General features: G+C 62.8%; 18 protein-coding genes, 1 tRNA gene and 1 riboswitch. Of the genes, 10 read left to right on the plus strand and 9 right to left on the minus strand.

What is annotated here, in order from left to right:
- Positions 1-77: 77 nt before the first annotated feature.
- The gene (locus tag MIC97_RS13005; RefSeq protein ID WP_239801129.1) at positions 78-305 is read right to left on the minus strand and encodes a DUF6460 domain-containing protein; all 228 of its coding nucleotides are present in this window, start codon (positions 303-305) and stop codon (positions 78-80) included.
- A gap of 190 nt (positions 306-495) precedes the next feature.
- Here MIC97_RS13005 and MIC97_RS13010 point away from each other — a divergent pair.
- Positions 496-569, plus strand: a tRNA-Gly gene (locus MIC97_RS13010).
- Between the two features lie 20 nt (positions 570-589).
- On the opposite strand, the gene MIC97_RS13015 is transcribed toward MIC97_RS13010, so the two are convergent.
- The 4 genes from MIC97_RS13015 to MIC97_RS13030 all read right to left on the minus strand — a co-directional run bounded on the left by MIC97_RS13015 (position 590) and on the right by MIC97_RS13030 (position 4,396).
- Entirely contained in the window at positions 590-910 is a 321-nt protein-coding gene (locus MIC97_RS13015; RefSeq protein ID WP_183826791.1) for a YMGG-like glycine zipper-containing protein, read from the minus strand.
- Positions 911-1,086: 176 nt separating this feature from the next.
- Complete coding sequence (locus tag MIC97_RS13020) at positions 1,087-2,148, minus strand: TonB-dependent receptor (protein ID WP_275592455.1); 1,062 nt, start codon at positions 2,146-2,148, stop codon at positions 1,087-1,089.
- Between the two features lie 256 nt (positions 2,149-2,404).
- Positions 2,405-3,181 (minus strand): ABC transporter substrate-binding protein, encoded by a 777-nt coding sequence (locus MIC97_RS13025; RefSeq protein WP_183826797.1) that lies wholly within the window; start codon positions 3,179-3,181, stop codon positions 2,405-2,407.
- A 120-nt stretch (positions 3,182-3,301) separates the two neighbouring features.
- Positions 3,302-4,396: a 2'-deoxycytidine 5'-triphosphate deaminase gene (locus tag MIC97_RS13030; protein WP_239800374.1), complete on the minus strand. Its 1,095-nt coding sequence runs from the start codon at positions 4,394-4,396 to the stop codon at positions 3,302-3,304.
- Between the two features lie 91 nt (positions 4,397-4,487).
- A riboswitch (SAM riboswitch) is annotated at positions 4,488-4,565 on the plus strand.
- A gap of 56 nt (positions 4,566-4,621) precedes the next feature.
- On the opposite strand from MIC97_RS13030, the gene MIC97_RS13035 reads away from it, so the two are divergent.
- Together MIC97_RS13035 and apaG are read left to right on the plus strand one after the other, a co-directional pair.
- Positions 4,622-5,821 (plus strand): O-succinylhomoserine sulfhydrylase, encoded by a 1,200-nt coding sequence (locus MIC97_RS13035; protein ID WP_239800375.1) that lies wholly within the window; start codon positions 4,622-4,624, stop codon positions 5,819-5,821.
- 110 nt (positions 5,822-5,931) lie between these two features.
- Entirely contained in the window at positions 5,932-6,324 is a 393-nt protein-coding gene (gene apaG / locus MIC97_RS13040; protein WP_239800376.1) for a Co2+/Mg2+ efflux protein ApaG, read from the plus strand.
- A gap of 63 nt (positions 6,325-6,387) precedes the next feature.
- On the opposite strand, the gene MIC97_RS13045 is transcribed toward apaG, so the two are convergent.
- The 3 genes from MIC97_RS13045 to MIC97_RS13055 all read right to left on the minus strand — a co-directional run bounded on the left by MIC97_RS13045 (position 6,388) and on the right by MIC97_RS13055 (position 9,641).
- A complete protein-coding gene (locus MIC97_RS13045; RefSeq protein WP_239800377.1) occupies positions 6,388-7,407 on the minus strand; it encodes an Hsp33 family molecular chaperone in 1,020 nt (339 codons plus the stop codon).
- A 103-nt stretch (positions 7,408-7,510) separates the two neighbouring features.
- On the minus strand, positions 7,511-8,434 hold the full coding sequence (gene argF / locus MIC97_RS13050; RefSeq protein ID WP_239800378.1) for an ornithine carbamoyltransferase: 924 nt from the start codon (positions 8,432-8,434) through the stop codon (positions 7,511-7,513).
- Positions 8,435-8,447: 13 nt separating this feature from the next.
- On the minus strand, positions 8,448-9,641 hold the full coding sequence (locus MIC97_RS13055; protein ID WP_239800379.1) for an aspartate aminotransferase family protein: 1,194 nt from the start codon (positions 9,639-9,641) through the stop codon (positions 8,448-8,450).
- Between the two features lie 355 nt (positions 9,642-9,996).
- Here MIC97_RS13055 and MIC97_RS13060 point away from each other — a divergent pair, with 355 nt between their 5' ends.
- From MIC97_RS13060 to MIC97_RS13070, 3 genes are all read left to right on the plus strand, one after another.
- Entirely contained in the window at positions 9,997-10,512 is a 516-nt protein-coding gene (locus tag MIC97_RS13060) for a GcrA family cell cycle regulator (protein WP_239800380.1), read from the plus strand.
- Between the two features lie 493 nt (positions 10,513-11,005).
- Positions 11,006-12,655: an OFA family MFS transporter gene (locus tag MIC97_RS13065; RefSeq protein ID WP_183826817.1), complete on the plus strand. Its 1,650-nt coding sequence runs from the start codon at positions 11,006-11,008 to the stop codon at positions 12,653-12,655.
- Between the two features lie 180 nt (positions 12,656-12,835).
- The gene (locus MIC97_RS13070) at positions 12,836-13,759 is read left to right on the plus strand and encodes a LysR family transcriptional regulator (protein WP_239801130.1); all 924 of its coding nucleotides are present in this window, start codon (positions 12,836-12,838) and stop codon (positions 13,757-13,759) included.
- A gap of 42 nt (positions 13,760-13,801) precedes the next feature.
- Here MIC97_RS13070 and MIC97_RS13075 read toward each other — a convergent pair whose 3' ends face one another.
- Positions 13,802-14,677, minus strand: a complete 876-nt coding sequence (locus MIC97_RS13075) for a GntR family transcriptional regulator (RefSeq protein ID WP_239800381.1) — start codon at positions 14,675-14,677, stop codon at positions 13,802-13,804.
- A gap of 177 nt (positions 14,678-14,854) precedes the next feature.
- On the opposite strand from MIC97_RS13075, the gene MIC97_RS13080 reads away from it, so the two are divergent.
- Genes MIC97_RS13080 through MIC97_RS13095 form a run of 4 tightly spaced genes read left to right on the plus strand, consistent with a single transcriptional unit; the run spans position 14,855 to position 18,718 of the window.
- Positions 14,855-16,018, plus strand: a complete 1,164-nt coding sequence (locus tag MIC97_RS13080) for a C45 family peptidase (protein WP_239800382.1) — start codon at positions 14,855-14,857, stop codon at positions 16,016-16,018.
- 45 nt (positions 16,019-16,063) lie between these two features.
- Positions 16,064-17,008, plus strand: a complete 945-nt coding sequence (locus MIC97_RS13085; protein ID WP_183826825.1) for an ABC transporter permease — start codon at positions 16,064-16,066, stop codon at positions 17,006-17,008.
- Positions 17,005-17,841, plus strand: a complete 837-nt coding sequence (locus tag MIC97_RS13090; protein WP_239800383.1) for an ABC transporter permease — start codon at positions 17,005-17,007, stop codon at positions 17,839-17,841. The genes MIC97_RS13085 and MIC97_RS13090 overlap by 4 nt, the downstream gene beginning before the upstream one ends.
- Position 17,842: 1 nt before the next feature.
- A complete protein-coding gene (locus tag MIC97_RS13095) occupies positions 17,843-18,718 on the plus strand; it encodes an alpha/beta hydrolase (protein ID WP_239800384.1) in 876 nt (291 codons plus the stop codon).
- Positions 18,719-18,738: the final 20 nt, after the last annotated feature.

Genomic DNA, 18,738 nt, shown 5'->3' on the forward strand with positions numbered 1-18,738 from the left:
ACGTTCGGGTCGGGAAGGCCTGCGCCGGCGGGGGTGGCTTCGTGTTCACAGCCGGCTGAACTCCGCCCATGGCGTTGCTATTTGCGGTAGTTGGCGATCCGGATGAGCAGGAAGGCCGGGATCACGATCGCCGCTCCCAGCAATACATAGCCGAACACGCGATCGATGGCGCGGAAGCCCAGGTTCCAGATGTCCAGGAAGAAGTTGCGGATGCCCATGACGATGTCATAGGGCGACCAGCCGAAGGCGCTCATCACCAGACCGACGAGGAAGGAGACGACCAGCAGCTTGAGAAGAACGCGCATCGGCGAATCGCCGAGAAATCGGGCAAGGGCGGACACGACATTCTCCTTCCGATCCGTTCGTTTCTGAAATAGGCAACGGACGGCAAGGCTGCAAGCAAAACCGTGCTGGGGGTTTACCCTCAATGAAGGCAGGCAGGGCAAACGCTTTGTGATTGCGGGGCGAGCCCCGCGCATGCTAACGAAGCGCTGCGCGGGTATGATGTAATGGTAGCCTGTCAGCTTCCCAAGCTGAACGCGCGGGTTCGATTCCCGCTACCCGCTCCAGGCTCCCGGTTTTTCTGATCTCAGTATTGCCCGCGATAATAGCGGTCGTCGCATTCGGCGACATAGACGCGTCCGTCAGGCGCCTGATAACGGCACATCTGGCGATCGCCCGGCTGCGGGCCGCCCGAGGTTGCTACAACAGCGCCCAGAAGCGCACCGGCGCCGGCGCCGATCAGCGTGCTCTTGGTGTCGCGGCCGATGGCCTGGCCGACAAGCGCGCCACCCGCGCCGCCGAGTGCCGCGCCCGTGGTTGCGCGCTGCTGCTGCGGCGTCTGCGAGCAACCGGCAAGGCCGATCGTCAGCGCCACGGCGCCCATGGCCGCGAATTTCATGATGTTCATATTTTCCATCTCCTTGTCTGCCAAGCCATGACTTAGAATGCATATCCAAGATGAACGCAACCTGACCATGGCGGGTTCCGCTTCGTTGGTTTTTCTCCGTGCATGGATGGTACAGAACAGAAAACGGCACCCGCGCGCTGCGCGAGTGCCTTTTCCATCAGGGGCAGGATTGCTTCTCAGAAGCTGCCCGAAAGCGACAGGAAGTAAGCACGGCCGGGTTCGTTAAACGTGTTGGCGCCGTCACCGGTGCGGAACAAACGTTCATCGAACACATTGTTGACGCCCGCAGCCACTTTCAGATTGTCGTTAAGACGGAAATCGAGGCTGGCATTGACGATCGTATATGCCTTGCGCGCGTTCAGATCCTCTCCTTCGCGCGGTTGGCCGCTGGTGGAATTCCAGGTCAGCGGCTTGATCTTGCCATAGTGGGTGGCGGAGACCGTGAATCCCAGTTCCTCCGTTGCCTGATAGTTCAGCGCCGTGTTGATGGTGTATTCGGGCACCAGCGACAGCGGTTGGCCGTTCGAATCCTTGGACTCGATCATCTTCGTGGCGTTGGTGGTCCATGTCAGCTTGTCAAAAACAGGAACGGCAAGGTTCGCCTCCAAGCCGGCGATCGTGGCCGGTCCGCCATTCTCCCACCGGTAGAGGCGGCTGCCTTCTGTGGGGCGATCCGGATACTGGAACCAGACAGGTTCGTAGCCGGTGATGATCTTGTTCTTGTAGTCATTGTGGAAATAGGTGATGCCCGCATTCCAGCCGGCGTCATCGGTATAGTTGATGCCGATCTCCTTGTTGACGCTGACTTCCGCGTCCAGATCGGGATTGCCGATGATGTAGCACTGCATGCGATAGTAAGGTGCACGGCAGCCGTTGCCACGGCTCGTATAAACGTAGTTCGGATTGAGCTGGAACAGGTTGGGAGCCTTGAAAGCCCGGGCGATGCCGGCCTTCAGGGTGATTTCCGGCGTGAAATTGTACGACGCGTTGAGGCTGGGGCTCCAGTTCAGGCCGAACTTGTCATGATAATCGAGACGCAGCCCCGGCGTGAGAATGAAGGCATCGGTGATCATGATGTTGTCTTCGGCGTAGAGGCCGAACATATGCGCCGATGATTTCGGATCACGATCCGCCGGGTTGCCGGGAATGCCGAAATCGATGCCGTTGCCAATCGTCTGCGTGATCGAAATCGGATCGTCCATCATCTCGCCACGGTAGTCGACGCCGAACCGGATCAGTTCCGGTCAACGTGCATCCGGCGCATATCCTGCAGGCGCTTGGCGCTTGCCTGGAGACCCCCTTTAGCTGTCTCTCCCGGGTGGAAGGCGAACAGCCACCGAAACATGACTCAATGAGTCATGTTTCGTATAGAGGCGCTGCTCTCGTGACGGAAGGGCATTTCCATGAGCCGGAAAAATATCCGGTCATACGTGGCAAAAAGGCCGCAGTAATGTACTGCGGCCTTTGTTCGGAGCAGTCAGACCGTTCCGGCTATCAATAGATGTCGAAGTCGAAATACTTGGCCTGAACCTTCTTGTAGGTGCCGTCCGCCACGATGGCGTCGATGGCGGCGTTGAGCTTTTCGCGCAGCTCATTGTCGCCCTTGCGGACGGCAATGCCGGTTTCCAGCTCAGTTCCTTCCACGTCGCCGATCAGCTTGCAGCAGGCGCCGTCATCCGAGTTTTTCAGCCAGTCGGTCATGACGAACTTGTCGGAGACGACGGCATCGAGACGGCCGTTGAGCAGATCCTGCACGGCTTCTTCCTGCGTCGGGTAGAGCTTCACGTCGGCGCCGGCCTTGGCATAGTGATCCTGCGCATAGATCGCCTGCGTGGTGGCGGCCTGTGCGCCCACGGCCTTGCCGGAAAGCGCTTCCGGCGTGGTGCCGGTGAGATCGCTGTCCTTGGGTGCTGCGACGGCCAGCGGCGTCACATAGTATTTATTGGTGAAGTCGACCTGTTCCTTGCGCTCATCGGTAATCGACATGGAGGCGACGATGGCGTCGAACTTGCCGGCCTGAAGGGCGGGAATGATGCCATCCCAGTCCTGTACGACGAATTCGCACTCGGCCTTCATCTGCTCGCAGAGCGCCCTAGCGATATCGACGTCGAAGCCTTCGAGCTTGCCGTCGGCAGTCAGGGTGTTGAAGGGCGGGTAGGCGCCTTCGGTGCCGATCTTGATCTTGCCGCCCTCCTGTGCCGCTGCCTGCCCGGCAACAAGGGCGATCACGGCTGCCGTTGCAACGCCTGTGAGCCATCCGGAAATACGCATTGTGTACCTCTTCCCAAAAAATCTCAGGCCCCCTTTGGCCTGAATGCAGCCAAGCACAGCAATCGGCTTGTTACAAGCCGAAAGCTTTAAGACCAAAGCAGTTCTTCTCCTGACGAAACGTCAGGCTTTGCTGCGGAAATGCTTGGAAAGTTTCAGGCCCTGCGCCTGATAATTGGAGCCGAGATCTGTTCCATACAGCGCCTGGGGACGACGCAGCATATGCTCGTAGACCAGCCGGCCGACGGTCTGGCCATGGTCGAGGATGAAAGGCACTTCATGGCTGCGCACTTCAAGCACGGCGCGGCTGCCGGTGCCGCCGGCGGCCGAATGGCCGAAGCCGGGATCGAAGAAGCCAGCGTAGTGCACGCGGAACTCGCCCACCAGCGGATCGAAGGGCGTCATTTCGGCCGCGTGGAGAGGCGGCACATGCACCGCTTCCCGGCTGACCAGAATGTAGAATTCGTCCGGATCGAGCACGAGGTCGGCCGCACCGCGATTGTAGAGCGGCTCCCAGAAATCGAGCACGTCATGGGCGGCGCGGCGGTCGACGTCGATGAGCCCGGTGTGATGCTTGGCCCGGTAGCCGATCAGCCCGCTGGCGTCGCCCTTGAGGTCGATGGACAGCGCGATGCCGCCGCCGGAAATGTTGGGCTGATCCGATGCGACGAGCGTCTCGTCACGATGCAGCGCGTGCAGCTGGTCTTCGGAAAGAAGCGCATTGCCGGTCCGGAAACGGATCTGCGACAGGCGCGAGCCGGTGCGGGCGACGATGGGGAAGGTGCGCGGGCTCACTTCCAGATAGAGCGGACCCTGATAGCCGGCGGCGATCTTGTCGAATTCGGCGCCATGATCGGTCATCACGCGGGTGAAGATGTCGAGCCGGCCGGTCGAGCTCTTCGGGTTTGCCGAGGCCGAGATGTCGGCGGGCAGGGCCAGCCTTTCCAGAAGCGGAACGATGTAGACGCAACCCGTTTCCAGAACCGCGCCCGCCGTCAGGTCGATCTCGTGCAGTTGCAGGCGGTCGAGCTTGTCGGCGACGCTGTGGCCGGGGCCGGGCAGAAAGGAAGCGCGCACGCGCAGCGCCTTTTCGCCAAGCCGCAGGTCGAGGCTGGCAGGCTGGATCTGGTCGGAATCGAGTGCGCGCGGCGTGCTCAGCGCGCCGCTTTCGAACAAAGCTGCGATGTCCTGATCGGGAAGAATGCCTGTCTGACGCACAATACGCTCCCGGCCGTGGAATGGGGCCAATGATCGAAAATGTCTTAAACATACGGCCAATTGACGCAAGACCGGGGGAGGTTTAAAGGAAGGCTTATCCCGTGGTGATTTGGCCGGTCGGCTTGCAGCCACGTTAAACAAGTCGCTAAAGGACCGTCGGGCTCATAGGCCGTCTGTACCGGTTGCGACTTTCGCGACCGGTTTTTTGTTGTTCGGAAGAGAGCCATGACATCATCAGACAAGACACGTAACTGGAGACCCCGTACCACCCTGGTGCATGGCTCGACCCTCAGGTCGCAGTTCGGCGAGATGTCGGAGGCGATCTTCCTCACGCAGGGCTATGTCTATGACACGGCCGAATCCGCCGAGGCCCGTTTCAAGGGCGAAGTGCCCGGCTTCATCTATTCGCGCTATGCCAACCCCACAGTCGACATGTTCGAAAAGCGCATGTGCCAGCTCGAAGGGGCGGAGGATGCCCGTGCGACCGCCTCGGGAATGGCCGCCGTCGCCACCGCGATCCTGTGCAGCCTGAAGGCGGGCGACCACATCGTTGCGGCGCGCGCCCTGTTCGGCTCCTGCCGCTGGGTGATCGATACGCTGGCGCCGCGCTACGGCATCGAGGCCACGCTGGTCGACGGCAAGGACATCGCCAACTGGGAACAGGCGGTGCGCCCCAACACGAAGCTGTTCTTCCTCGAAAGCCCGACCAATCCCACGCTGGAAGTCATCGACATCACCGCTGTCGCTGCGCTGGCCAATTCCATCGGCGCGCGGCTTGTCGTCGACAACGTCTTCGCCACGCCCCTGCTGCAGCGCCCGCTGGACCTCGGCGCCCATGTCGTCGTCTATTCCGCCACCAAGCACATTGACGGGCAGGGCCGGTGTCTGGGCGGCATCATCCTGTCCGACAAGGAATGGATCGACGAAAACCTGCACGATTATTTCCGCCATACCGGGCCCTCGATGTCGCCCTTCAACGCGTGGACGCTGCTGAAGGGGCTGGAGACGCTGTCGGTGCGCGTCGACCAGCAGATGCGCTCCGCCGCCCGCATCGCCGATTTTCTGGCGCAGTCGCCACAGATCGAACGTGTCGTCTATCCCGGCCGCCCCGACCACCCGCAGGCCGATATCATCGCGCGGCAGATGTCGGGTGGCTCGACCCTGATCTGCCTCGACGTCAAGGGCGGCAAGGAGGCGGCCTTCGCCTTCCAGAATGCGCTGGATATCGTGCTGATCTCGAACAATCTGGGCGATGCCAAGAGCCTCATCACGCATCCGGCCACCACCACGCACAAGAACCTCAGCGACGAAGCCCGCGCCGAAGGCGGGATCGGGCCGGGAACGCTGCGCCTGTCGATCGGGCTGGAAGATACGGACGATCTGCTGGAGGACATCGGGCAGGCCCTGTCGCGCGCTGGCTCATAGTGCGCTGGTAAGGCTTGGCAAGGCTTGACCTGACGGTTTCGCAGGCCAATTCTCCGTATGGAATTCGCGCGCCCGGGGAGGCGCGCGAAAGCTTCCGGGAGATGCGGATCATGTACAGCGCCACCACGCGCGACATCGAGGTACGGGTCAGGCCGTTCTATCTGGAGGAACGGTCGGACCCCTCCGGCGGCCGTTATGTGTGGGGCTATCGGGTGACGATCCGGAACCACTCGCCCGAGTTCGTGCAGCTCATGTCACGCCACTGGCTCATAACCGACGGTGCGGGGCGTATCGAAGAGGTTCGCGGCGCCGGCGTGGTTGGCGATCAGCCGGAACTCAATCCCGGCGACAGCTACGAATACACATCCGGATGTCCGCTCACCACGCCGTCGGGGTTCATGGCGGGTACCTACACGATGCGCACGGCGCGGGGCGAAACCTTCGACGTCGTCATTCCACCCTTTTCGCTCGATCTCCCGGACGAGCGCCGCACGGTCAACTGACGGATGGAAAAAAGGGCGGAAGCCTTGCTTCCGCCCCCTGATCCGATGGTCCGGCACCGATGATCAGGTGCCGTTAGGCAGGAAGTCGGCCGGTTCGAAGTCATAGGCCTTCGAGCAGAACTGGCACTCGACACGGATGCGCCCGTCTTCGACGCTGTCCTGTATTTCCTCAGCGGTGAAGCCGCGCAGCATGCCCTCGATCCGCTCCTGCGAGCAGGAGCAGCGGTCGGCGACCGCCGCGCTCTCGAACACGCGCACGCCATGCTCGTGGAACAGCCGGTAGAGCAGGCGTTCCGCCCCGACGGTCGGGTCGACGAGTTCGGTGGGCTCCACCGTGGCAAGCAGCGCCAGAAGCTCCTGCCAGGCGTCGTCCTGCGGATGGTCGCCACCTTCGCTGTCATCGCCGTCGCCGCCGTTCAGGTCAGGCATGCGCATCCGCTCGGGCGCCTGCGGCAGGAACTGGGCGAACATGCCGCCCGCCCGCCAGCGCTCCTCGCCACCTGCGAACACCTGCCTTGCAACCGCCAGCCTGAGATCGGTCGGGATCTGCTCCGACTGGCGGAAATAGACGCGCGCCGCTTCTTCCAGCGTGATGCCGTCCAGCGCCACGATGCCCTGATAGCGCTGCATGTGCTCGCCCTGGTCGATGGTCAGCGCCAGCACGCCGGAGCCGAGCAGGCTGACTTCGTCGATCCTGCCTTCGGCTTCCAGCACGGCCACCCGCTCCGCATCGAATTTCGCGTAGGCGCGCAGCGCGTCCGGCGTGCTGAAATCGGCAACCAGCATGTCCACGGGCCCGTCCGTGCGGGTCTGCAGAATGAACTTGCCCTGAAACTTCAGGGAGGTGCCGAGCAGAACCGTCAGCACGCAGGCCTGCGCCAGCAGCCGGGCGACCGGCTCGGGATAGGCATGGCGCGAAAGGATGGCGTCCAGCATGGCGCCAAGCTGAACGGTGCGGCCGCGCACGTCGAGGGCCGAGACCTCGAAGGGCACGACATGGTCGTCGCCTGCATGGCCGAATTCGCCAAGCTTCACGTCGCGGGGCTTTGGATCTTGTCCGGTCACTCGAATGGATTCCAGCATGGCTTGTCTCCGGCCACAGGCCATGCCTTCACGCGGAAAGGCCGGCCCGGCATCGTCTTGTTGTGGGATGGTGCGCCGGAGATAGGCACCGTCCCCCGCTTATTCAAGCCGCGCGCTCGGCACCGAGGCACCAGGCCAGAATCGCCTTCTGGGCGTGGAGCCGGTTCTCGGCCTCGTCGAACACCACCGAGTTCGGTCCGTCGATCACCTCGTCGGTCACTTCCTCGCCACGATGGGCGGGCAGGCAGTGCATGAACAGCGCGTCGGGCCTTGCTCTGGACATGAGCTGCGCATTGACCTGATAGGGCAGGAACACGTTCTGGCCACGGGCGCGGTGTTCCTGGTTCATCGATACCCAGGAGTCGGTCACCACGCAGTCGACGCCGTCCACGGCCTCCTCGGCGGTAGGGAAGAAGGTGACGCTGGCGCCGTTGGCGCGGGACCAGTCGACATATTCCTGCATCGGCTCGCTGCCCTGCGGCACGGCGACGTTGACGTTGAAGGAGAAGCGGGCAGCCGCCTCCATCAGCGAATGCAGCACGTTGTTGCCGTCGCCGGTCCAGGCGAAGGTGCGCCCGGCAACCGGCCCGCGATGCTCTTCGAAGGTGAGCAGGTCGGCCATGATCTGGCAGGGGTGGGTGTCGTCGGTCAGGGCATTGATGACCGGCACGCTGGCGTTTTCGGTCAGCTCTATTAGCCGCTGATGCGCGGTGGTGCGGATCATGATCGCATCTACATAGCGCGACAGCACCTTGGCGGTGTCGGCGATCGTCTCGGAGCGGCCAAGCTGCATCTCGGTGCCGGTCAGCATGATCGTCTCGCCGCCGAGCTGGCGCATGCCGACATCGAACGACACGCGGGTGCGCGTCGAGGGCTTGTCGAAGATCATGGCCAGAACCCTGCCCTCCAGCGGGCGGGAGCGTTCACCGGCCTTGAGACGCGCTTTTCGCTTCGCCGCATCGTCCAGCATGGTGCGCAGATCCGGCGCAGAGATAGTGGAGAGGTCGGTGAAGTGGCGCAGGCTCATATGTGGCTTCCAATCACTTTGCTTCTGCGGGGGCATTTGCCAGACTGGCGACGCTGGCGCGGATGCGGGAAAGCCCTTCCTGGATTTCCTCTTCCGTCAGCGTCAGCGGCGGCAGCAGGCGGATGACGTTGTCGCCGGCCGGAACCGCAAGCAGCTTGTGCTGGCGCAGGGCCGTGTTGACCTCGCCGGCGGGAACAGCGCACTTCAGGCCAAGCATCAGGCCGCTGCCGCGGATGCCCTCGATTACGCCCGGAAACTCGTCGCATATGGCCGCAAGGCCCTGTTTGAAGAGAAGCGCCTTGTGCTGGACCTCTTCGAGGAAGCCGTCCGCCAGCACCACGTCGAGCACCGCATTGCCAACGGCCATGGCCAGCGGATTGCCGCCGAAGGTGGTGCCGTGTACGCCGGCTGTCATTCCTTTGGCCGCTTCTTCAGTCGCCAGACATGCGGCCAGCGGGAAGCCGCCACCGATACCCTTGGCGATCGCCAGCACATCGGGAGCGACCCCGCTCCATTCATAGGCGAAGAGCTTGCCGGTCCGGCCTATGCCGCACTGGACCTCATCGAAGATCAGCAGGAGGCCGTGCCTGTCGCACAGCTCGCGCATGCGCTTCAGCGACTGCGTCGACAGCGGGCGGATTCCGCCTTCGCCCTGAACGGGTTCGACCAGAATGGCGGCGGTTTCGGGTGTGATCGCCTTTTCCAGCGCTTCCATGTCATCGAACGGCACCTGATCGAAGCCGTCCGCCTTGGGACCGAAGCCTTCCAGATATTTCTGCTGTCCGCCCGCCGCGATGGTGGCGAGCGTGCGCCCGTGGAAGGCGCCCTCGAAGGTGATGGTGCGGTAGCGCTCGGGATGGCCGTTGGCGTAATGATAGCGGCGCGCCGTCTTGATGGCGCATTCCAGTGCTTCAGCACCGGAGTTGGCGAAGAAGACCTTGTCGGCGAAGCTGGCCTCGGTCAGCCGCTCGGCCAGCCGTGTCTGCTCGGGGATCTCATAGAGATTGGAAAGGTGCCAGAGCTTGCCGGCCTGTTCGGTGAGCGCTGCAACCAGATGCGGGTGGCTGTGGCCCAGCGAGTTGACGGCAATGCCGGCGGCGAGATCGAGATAGCGCTCGCCCTTGTCGGTCACCAGCCACGAGCCTTCGCCGCGCTCGAACACCAGGGGTATACGGGCGAATGTATCGTAAAGCGCCGAGCCGCTCATTATTTCTCCCCCGGACCGGAAACTAAAAAGCCGCCATGCGGCGGCTCCCAGCGCTTATCATGATTTAAGGGGAGACTGTCAATGGAAAGGTCGTTTCGCGAAGCCCTTTCAGTCCGCCGGTTTCGCGGCGTCATTTCGGCTTGAAAACAGGTCAAGTTGGGGAAAACCCTAAAAACTGATTCGGGTTCTGGCCGGGACTCTTGTCACCGAGTCCATGCATATTGTAATCATGGGCCGGAAATAACCAGATTTCGTGCGGCTATTCCAATCATCCACATAGATGTGGTGCCCGACCGGCTTTTGCCGGAACGGAGAGGGAGTCCGGGATCCGCGCGATGCAAAGGAGTGCAGTCTTATGAACTGGACTGACGAGCGCGTAGAACTGTTGAAAAAATTGTGGGCCGAAGGGCTGAGCGCCAGTCAGATCGCGGCGCAGCTTGGCGGCGTCAGCCGCAATGCGGTGATCGGCAAGGTGCATCGCCTGAAGCTGTCGGGCCGCGGCCGCACGACGGCTGCTCCTGCCCGCCAGAAGAAGGCATCTTCGGCGCCTGCCGCGTCCAAGCCGGTTCGTGCCGCCGCTCCGGCGCGCAGCGCTGCCCCGACCATCGGTGCGACCGCATTGCAGGTTCAGTTCGATGCCGAGCCGGTGGCGCGCCAGCAGTTGCGCTCTTCCGACAATGTCGTGGTGCCGATCTCGCGCCGCCTCGACCTGACGCAGCTCACCGAGCGCACCTGCAAGTGGCCGAACGGTGATCCGCTTTCGGAAGACTTTCATTTCTGCGGAAATGAGGCCGGAGAATCCGGGCCTTACTGCGCCTATCATGCAAGGCTGGCTTTCCAGCCGGCTTCCGAACGCCGGCGCGCCCGCTGACCTCTTTCTATTCCCGGCTCTTCATGATGTATTCCGAAGGCTCTGGTTCAACCGGAGCCTTCTTTGCTTTCGGGTTTTGACCCAGCCCGGAAGGTTCAGGCTCTCCTTGCGCACCTGGGGCGGCCGACAGGCTGGACAAATTGTCCGGCCCAAAAGGACAATTTGTCCATAGACGTTTCCTCTCAGTCGATAAGCATTTGAAATCATTGGTGCAGCCCAACTGGCACGGCCATTGCTTGGTATTTGCCGGCAATGGAACGGGAGGGATGTGCATACGGCCGGCTGCCCTGGGCAGGGGTCGGCAGCGCCGCACAGGCAAAGCGGCGCGCAGGAAGAGGGGGCATCGGATCGCAAAGCAAGAGTCCGCAGTCGGATGGTTCCGATGCCTGTCAGTGGTTGGGAGCGCGCCGGTGTCCATCAGCGGACGCAAAGCGCGCCCGGGTAACAGCAGGACGACGCACGGACAGGATCCGGCGGGACGGAGGAGGTCTTCATGTCCACGGCAAGTGAAACATTTACAGGCGATGTCGGGATTCTCGACAAGGAGCGCATCGTCGCTCAGCCGGGCTTCAACAGGTGGCTGGTGCCGCCGGCCGCGCTCGGCATACATCTTTGCATCGGCATGGCCTACGGCTTCAGCGTGTTCTGGCTGCCGCTGTCGCGCGCCATCGGCGTCAGCCAGCCCGTCGTCTGCGCCGACATGAGCCTTATCTCGGCTCTCTTCACCACAAGCTGCGACTGGCGCGTGTCCGATCTTGGCTGGATGTACACGCTGTTCTTCGTGCTTCTCGGCTGCTCGGCCGCGATCTGGGGCGGCTGGCTTGAGAAGGTGGGGCCGCGCAAGGCCGGCTTCGTCTCGGCCATGTGCTGGTGCGGCGGCATGGTGCTGGCCGCCATCGGCATCATCACCCACCAGCTCTGGCTGATGTGGCTGGGCGCGGGCGTCATCGGCGGCATCGGTCTGGGTCTCGGCTATATCTCGCCTGTGTCGACACTCATCAAGTGGTTCCCCGACCGGCGCGGCATGGCGACCGGCATGGCCATCATGGGCTTTGGCGGCGGCGCCATGATCGGCGCTCCGCTGGCCGACATCCTGATGAACCACTTCCAGTCCGACACGTCCGTGGGCGTATGGCAGACCTTCCTCGTCATGGCCGCGATCTACTTCGTGTTCATGATGGGTGGTGCCTTCGGCTACCGTATCCCGCCGAACGGCTGGAGGCCGGAAGGCTGGACCCCGCCGGCATCGGCGAAGCAGAGCATGATCACCACGCGCCATGTACATCTGCGCGATGCCCACAAGACCCGCCAGTTCTGGCTGATCTGGATCGTGCTGTGCATGAACGTGTCCGCCGGCATCGGCGTCATCGGCATGTCGTCGCCGATGCTGCAGGAAATCTTCGGGGGCCGCCTCATCGGCCTGCCCGAGCTTTCCTTCACCGAACTGGACAACAGCCAGCGCGCTGCCATCGCCGCCATCGCGGCCGGTTTCGCCGGGCTTCTGTCGCTGTTCAACATCGGCGGGCGCTTCTTCTGGGCGTCGCTCTCCGACAAGCTCGGCCGCAAGAACACCTATTATACGTTCTTCATTCTGGGCATCGTGCTCTATGCGATGGCGCCCACGGCGGCAGGCATGGGCAATCAGGTGCTGTTCGTCAGCATCTTCTGCATCATCCTGTCCATGTATGGCGGCGGCTTCGCCACCGTTCCCGCCTATCTGGCCGACATCTTCGGCACCCAGTTCGTCGGCGCCATCCATGGCCGGCTGCTGACCGCATGGGCAACCGCCGGCATCCTCGGCCCGGTCGTGGTGAACTACATCCGTGAGTTCCAGATCGCCGCCGGCGTGCCGCGCGAGCAGGTCTACGACTTCACCATGTACATTCTGTGCGGCATGCTCGTCATCGGCCTGATCGCCAACATGATGGTCCGGCCGCTTGAAGCGAAGTGGTACATGTCGGACGAGGAAGTCGCCAGCCTGCAGGCAAAGACCGCGGCAGCCAATGCGGGGCCGACAGGTTCCTTCGGCATCGGCAAGGGCGGCTTCGACGCAAAGGCGGCATTCGCCTGGGCGGTCGTTGGCATCCCGATCCTGTGGGGCGTGTGGGTGACGCTGGAAAAGACAGCAGCCCTGTTCGGCTGATCTGAACGGCCGATCCCGGCGCGGTGATTTCCACGTCGGGATCGTATGTTGAGAGAACGCGCCTTGCGCCGGAGCTTTTCCGCTCTTTCCGAACTGCGAAAAGCTCCAACCCATTGTTCCGATGCAATTCCGCTTCGCGCTGTTGCCGGAATTGCTGTGGCCATCAGGTGGGAAGCGATGCTGGTCGAACGGCTGGAACTGTTCATGGTGCTGGCGAGGGAGGAGCATTTTGGCCGTGCCGCCGAGCAGTTCGGCGTCACGCAGCCCACCTTGTCCTTCGCCATCAAGCAGCTTGAGCAAATGCTGGGGGTGATGCTCGTCGAACGCGGCTCGCGCTTTCGCGGGCTGACGCCGGAAGGCAGGCAGGTGCTGACCTGGGCCCGGCGCATCGTCTCCGACACGCGCTCCCTGCAGGAGGAAATGCGCGCCGCGCGCGCCGGGCTTTCCGGACGCCTGCGCATCGCGGCCATTCCGACCGCGCTCGCCATCGTCGCCGGCATCACCACGCCCTTTCATGAGAAGCATCCCGGCGTCAGCTTCTCCGTGCTGTCGCGCACTTCGGTCGAGATCCTGTCGATGCTCGGCAATTTCGATATCGATGCCGGCATCACCTATATCGATCACGAGCCACTCGGCAACGTCATCACCGTGCCGCTCTACAGCGAACGCTACCATCTGGTCGTGTCGGGCAGCGCTCCGCTGGCGGCGCGCAGGACGGTAAGCTGGGCCGAGGTCGCGCAACTGCCGCTGTGCCTGCTCACGCCCGACATGCAGAACAGGCGCATCATCGACAGCCATCTGGCGCAGACCGGCCTGTCGGTGCGCCCGACGCTGGAATCGAACTCCATGGTGGTGCTTTTGTCGCATGTGCGGACCGGCATATGGTCGTCGATCATGCCGCTCAACCTCGCCACGGCGCTTGATTTCGGTGGATCGGTCCGCTGCATCCCCATCGTGGAGCCGCAGGTGCAGCATATGGTGGGCATGGTGGTGCCGAAGCGCGAGCCGCACACGCCGCTGGTTGCGGCTCTTCTTGCCGCTCTGCGCAAGGCAGAGGCGCTGTCCGCTTCAAACCCGGAACCGGAGAAATTGCCGGTGTTCTGATGGGGGCCAGGCTGTGATGCGACCCGCCGAGGCGCGGGTCGTTTACAGCCCGCCTGCCTTCTTCAGGTGTTCGCGCATCAGCGATTCCGCCCATTCCAGATTGCCCTTGTCGACGGCATCGAGAATGGAAAGATGCTCGTTGCAGGAAATCCGGATCCGGTCGATCGACAGTTCCTGATAGATCGCGGACTCCCACATGCGCCGCAGGCTGTTCTGTTGCTGCACAGCGGAAACCAGAAACGGGTTGCCGGAGAACGAGGCCAGCGCCTCGTGGAAGCCGGCATTGACCTGAAACCACTCGTCCGCGCCCGCATTGCGCCCAAGGCTCAGAATGCGCTCATGGCCGAGCCGCAACTGCTCGACGCGTTCGGGCTGTGCATCATAGTCGGGAATGCGGAACGCGGAGCACTCCACGATCAGGCGGAACTGGTAGCTCGCCTTGAGCTGTGTGGCATCGAGCGAGGCGACGAAGCGCCAGCCATGTCCCTGCTGGCGCTCGGCAAGGCCCTCGGCGGCAAAGCGCATCATCAGCCGGCGAATGAGGCCGCGCGAGGCGCCATAGCGCGGGATCAGCTCGCTTTCGGAAACTTCGGCCGGCAATTCGCCGCGCGCCCGGTCCCGCATGATGCGGGTGAACAGCTCCTCGGTTTCGGAAGCCGGCACCACGGCATCCAGCTCGACGCCGGCCATGTCGCGCACCACTGCGAGGCGGCCGGTCGGCGTCTTTTCCAGAATGCCGCGTTCGAGAAGAAGGGTAAGCGCCCGCGTCACCGGTGATCGCGAGACCCTGAATTCCGCGGCAAGCTCCGCCGACGACACGCGCGCGCCTGCGGGTGCCGACCGGTCGCGCAGATGCGCAACGATCCTGCGGGCGAGATCCAGTTGCAGATCGGTGGTGTGCATATCTGCATTTTGCATTGTCATAGTGTCTTGCCGGGTAACTGCATGAAGCCAGACATATCAAAAACTACACGTTTTCCCACGCTGTTTTTTCGGCAGTCGGCAAATTCGATTTCATGCAAAATTCTGCTTTTCATAAATCTAAAATGCAGTTATTGATGACTGGAAATTTGATGACAGACTGGGGATGTTCAGGTGAAGAGTGTCGAGCCGTTTCCGCTTGTTGATTTGAGCGGGTCTCCCCGTGAACGTGGTCTGGCCTATGGTGCTGCTGCAAAGGAGCGGATCGATCGGTCCATCGCCCTCTATCGGGGGCAGTTGCGCGCCGCCGGCTATGATCCTGGAGACCTCGCCGGTCTCTCGCAGGATTTTCGCAAGCGCGTCGGCGACTGGGCTCCGGAAATGCTGGAGGAAATGGACGCCATAGCCGAAGGCGCCGGCGTCGATTCCGTCGACATTCTTCTCATCAATGCCCGCACCGAGTTGGTGCAGCTGGCAAAGCGCAAGGTGGCGGCGAATGCCAGCGAGCCCGACGGATGTACGGGTGTCGTGGTGTTGCCGGAAGCCTCTGCCACGGGCGAATTGCTGCATGCGCAGACGTGGGACTGGCTGGCCGAATGTGCCGAAACGGCAGTCGTGCTGCGAATCCGCCGCGATGACGGGCCCGATGTGCTGACCTTCACCGAGGCTGGCGGCATGGCGCGTAATGGCTTCAATTCGGTCGGCACCTCGATCACCGCCAACTATCTGGAATCGGATCGTGATTACCGCACCCACGGGCTGCCGCTTTCCCTCATCCGCCGCAAGGCGCTTGAGCAGCAGCATTTCTCGCAGTCGGTGAAGATCGTGGCGACGACCCCCAAATCGGCGTCGAACAACATGATCCTGAGCACCGTTCAGGGCTTTGCCGTCGATCTCGAATGTGCGCCGGACGAGGCGTTTCCGATCACGCCGCAGGACGGGCTCATCGTGCATGCCAACCACTGGCAAAGCCCGGTGGCGCTCTCCAAGCTGAAGGAGATGGGGCTGCACAACATGCCTGACAGCATCTATCGCGATTTCGTGGTGCGGCGTCATCTGCGCGGCTGCGGCGATACCATCGGCGAACAGGATATTCGCGATGCGCTTTCGGACAGGCTGGGTGAGCCGTTTTCGGTCTGCCGTCCGCCGATACCCGGCATGTCGGGCAACCTCTCGGCCACGGTGGCGACGCTGTTGTTCCGCCCGGCTGCCGGCACCATGGAGATCACGCCGCTGCCGGCGATCAACACTGACGCCACCATCTACCGGCTGGAGATGGAAAGCGCCGTGCGCGCCCTGAAGCCGGGAGCCCGCGAGAAGGTGCTGGCGGATGCCTGAGCGAAGATGCATAGGAGCTGCAATCCGGAAACAGAGGCATACTGAATGAAGCGGTTCATCCTGAAGCGCATCGCTTCCGCGATCCCGACGCTGCTGATCGTGTCCATCGTCGTCTTCGCGATCATCCGGCTGACGCCCGGCGATCCGGCCGAGCTGATGCTCGACCAGGACGCCACGCCCGAGCAGATTGCCGAATTGCAGGTCAAGATGGGGCTCGATAAGCCGGTTCCCGTCCAGTACGCGATCTGGCTTGGCAACGTCCTGACCGGCGATTTCGGCACCTCCACGACGACCGGCGAGCCGGTTCTGTCGATGATCGTCAGCCGGTTCCTCATCTCCGCGCCGATCGTGCTCATCGCCATCGCGCTCGCCACCATCATTGCCGTTCCTCTGGGCATGCTGGCGGCGTGGCGGCAGAACAAGACCGAGGACATCGCGGTGGTGTCCCTGATGACTCTTCTGATGTCGATCCCCGGCTTCTGGCTCGGCCTCATCATCCTGATGGTGTTCGGCCTCATGCTGGGCTGGCTGCCGGTGGTGGGGTTTGTTTCGCTGCGCGATGACGTGCCGGCGGCCCTCATCTACATGATCATGCCGGTGGCGACGCTCGTTCTCACCGAGCTTGGCTCGCTCACCCGCATGACGCGCGCCAGCGCCATCTCCATATCGCGGCTCGAATACATCACCCATGCCCGTGCCAAGGGGCTAAGCGAGCCGCAGATCATCTGGCGCCATGCGCTGCGCAATTCCTTCGCGCCGACATGGACGCTGATCGGGCTCAGCCTCGGCGGCCTGCTCGGCGGCATCGCCATCACCGAGACGGTTTTCACTATACCGGGCCTCGGGCGCCTGCTGGTCGATTCCATCTATGGCCGCGACTATCCGGTCGTGCAGGGCTGCATCCTGCTCATCGCCTTCATCTACGTGATCATGAACCTGGTGGTCGATCTCGTATATCCGCTTCTCGATCCCAGGGTGACTGCAGCATGACGATCCGCATTTTCGGGCGTCGTCCCCGGCTCAACTTCGCCTTCGGCGCATCGGTGGTGTCGCTTCTGCTGTTCCTTGCGGTTTTCGGCCAGTTTCTGGCACCGTATGAGCCGCTGGAAATGGACATGCCGGCGCGTCTGTCCGGCGTCAGCGCCGCCCACCTGCTGGGTGCCGACGAGTTCGGGCGCGATACGCTGAGCCGTTTGCTTTACGGCGCGCAGGTCAGCGCCTGGATCGCCTTCTCCACGCTTGCCTTCGCCCTGTCGGTCGGCACGGCCATCGGCGTCATTTCGGGCTATTTCGGCGGCCGCACGGACAGCCTGATCATGATGATCAACGATGCGCTGCTGGCGTTCCCGGGCCTTCTGCTGGCGCTGGGGCTGATGGCGGCGCTGGGCGCCAGTTCGTCCGGCATCATTGTGGCGCTCGGCATCGCCTATATGCCGGCGGTGGTGCGCGTGGTCCGCTCCACGGTGATGTCGGTGCGGCAGCTCGAATTCGTCGAAGCGTCGACCGTCATCGGCAATTCCGACCTCACCACCATGGTGCGCCACGTCCTGCCGAACGCCTTTCCGCCCATCACCGTTCTGGCGTCGATGATGTTCGGCTCCATCATCCTGTCGGAAGCCGCGCTCAGCTTCCTTGGCCTTGGCGTCCCGCCGCCGGCACCGAGTTGGGGCAACATGCTGGCCAGCGCCAGACCCTACATCATGGAAGCGCCGCTGCTCATCCTGCTGCCGGGCTTCTGCATCGCAATCACGCTGCTCGGCGTCAACATGCTTGGCGACGCGCTGAGGGATCTGGTCGATCCGAAAATGGGTGGAGATATCTGATATGGGTGGCCTTTCGAGTTTCCTTGAAGAGAAGAAAAGCGTGCCGCAGGAACCGGCGGCACCGCGCGTCACCATGTTCGAGACCGGCGCGTCTTCAGTGACCGCATCGCGCAGGGATCCGCGTTTCAGCTTCTGCACCTATGTGCCGAAATCCTACGTGCACGAGGAAGGCCGGACCTATCCGCTGGCGGTGATCGTGCACGGCTCCGAGCGTTCGATGGAGAACTACCGCACGCAATTCACGGATTTCGCCGAACAGCATCAGGTCATGCTGCTGTGCCCGCTCTTTCCCATCAACGCGCTCTATCAGGGCGATCAGCACAGCTACAAGCTGCTGCGCGGCCATGGCGTCAACTACGACGAGATCCTGCTCGACATGATCGCCGAGTTCGGCGAGCGCTACAATGTCGATGCCGCGCGCTTCCTGCTCTACGGCTTCTCCGGCGGCGGACAGTTCTCGCACCGTTTCCTCTATGCCCATCCCGAGCGCCTTGCCGGTGTCTCCATCGGCGCGCCGGGCACCGTCACGCTTCTCGACGATGCCGCCGACTACTGGGTCGGCACCCGCAATTTCGCGAGCCTGTTCGGGCATGGCCTCGACACGGCGGCCATGAGCAGGGTTCCGGTTCAGGTGGTCATCGGTGAGGACGACGTCCTGACGCGCTGGGTGATCGTGCGCGAGGGCGACAGACAATTCTGGATGGACGGCGCCAATGATGCCGGCGACACCCGCGTCCAGCGGATCGAGGCTCTGCAGCGCAGCCTGGAGGCGCATGGCATCGCCGTCGAGCATCGCAGTTTCGCGGGCGTTGCCCATGACGACGTGACCATGCTGGAGGCGGTGAAGGATTTCTTCGCGCGCTGCCTGCGAAAATAACAACCAACAGGGGAATACTC

The sequence above is a fragment of the Aquamicrobium sp. NLF2-7 genome (assembly GCF_022359935.1).
Lineage (GTDB): Bacteria > Pseudomonadota > Alphaproteobacteria > Rhizobiales > Rhizobiaceae > Mesorhizobium > Mesorhizobium lusatiense.

Excerpts from the sequence above, each read along its gene's own strand:
- MIC97_RS13005 (WP_239801129.1), bottom strand. The coding sequence starts at position 305 with ATGCGCGTTCTTCTCAAGCTGCTGGTCGTCTCCTTCCTCGTCGGTCTG.
- MIC97_RS13015 (WP_183826791.1), bottom strand. The coding sequence starts at position 910 with ATGAACATCATGAAATTCGCGGCCATGGGCGCCGTGGCGCTGACGATC.
- MIC97_RS13025 (WP_183826797.1), bottom strand. The coding sequence starts at position 3,181 with ATGCGTATTTCCGGATGGCTCACAGGCGTTGCAACGGCAGCCGTGATC.
- MIC97_RS13035 (WP_239800375.1), top strand. The coding sequence starts at position 4,622 with ATGACATCATCAGACAAGACACGTAACTGGAGACCCCGTACCACCCTG.
- apaG (WP_239800376.1), top strand. The coding sequence starts at position 5,932 with ATGTACAGCGCCACCACGCGCGACATCGAGGTACGGGTCAGGCCGTTC.
- MIC97_RS13045 (WP_239800377.1), bottom strand. The coding sequence starts at position 7,407 with ATGCTGGAATCCATTCGAGTGACCGGACAAGATCCAAAGCCCCGCGAC.
- argF (WP_239800378.1), bottom strand. The coding sequence starts at position 8,434 with ATGAGCCTGCGCCACTTCACCGACCTCTCCACTATCTCTGCGCCGGAT.
- MIC97_RS13055 (WP_239800379.1), bottom strand. The coding sequence starts at position 9,641 with ATGAGCGGCTCGGCGCTTTACGATACATTCGCCCGTATACCCCTGGTG.
- MIC97_RS13060 (WP_239800380.1), top strand. The coding sequence starts at position 9,997 with ATGAACTGGACTGACGAGCGCGTAGAACTGTTGAAAAAATTGTGGGCC.
- MIC97_RS13065 (WP_183826817.1), top strand. The coding sequence starts at position 11,006 with ATGTCCACGGCAAGTGAAACATTTACAGGCGATGTCGGGATTCTCGAC.
- MIC97_RS13075 (WP_239800381.1), bottom strand. The coding sequence starts at position 14,677 with ATGCAAAATGCAGATATGCACACCACCGATCTGCAACTGGATCTCGCC.
- MIC97_RS13085 (WP_183826825.1), top strand. The coding sequence starts at position 16,064 with ATGAAGCGGTTCATCCTGAAGCGCATCGCTTCCGCGATCCCGACGCTG.
- MIC97_RS13090 (WP_239800383.1), top strand. The coding sequence starts at position 17,005 with ATGACGATCCGCATTTTCGGGCGTCGTCCCCGGCTCAACTTCGCCTTC.
- MIC97_RS13095 (WP_239800384.1), top strand. The coding sequence starts at position 17,843 with ATGGGTGGCCTTTCGAGTTTCCTTGAAGAGAAGAAAAGCGTGCCGCAG.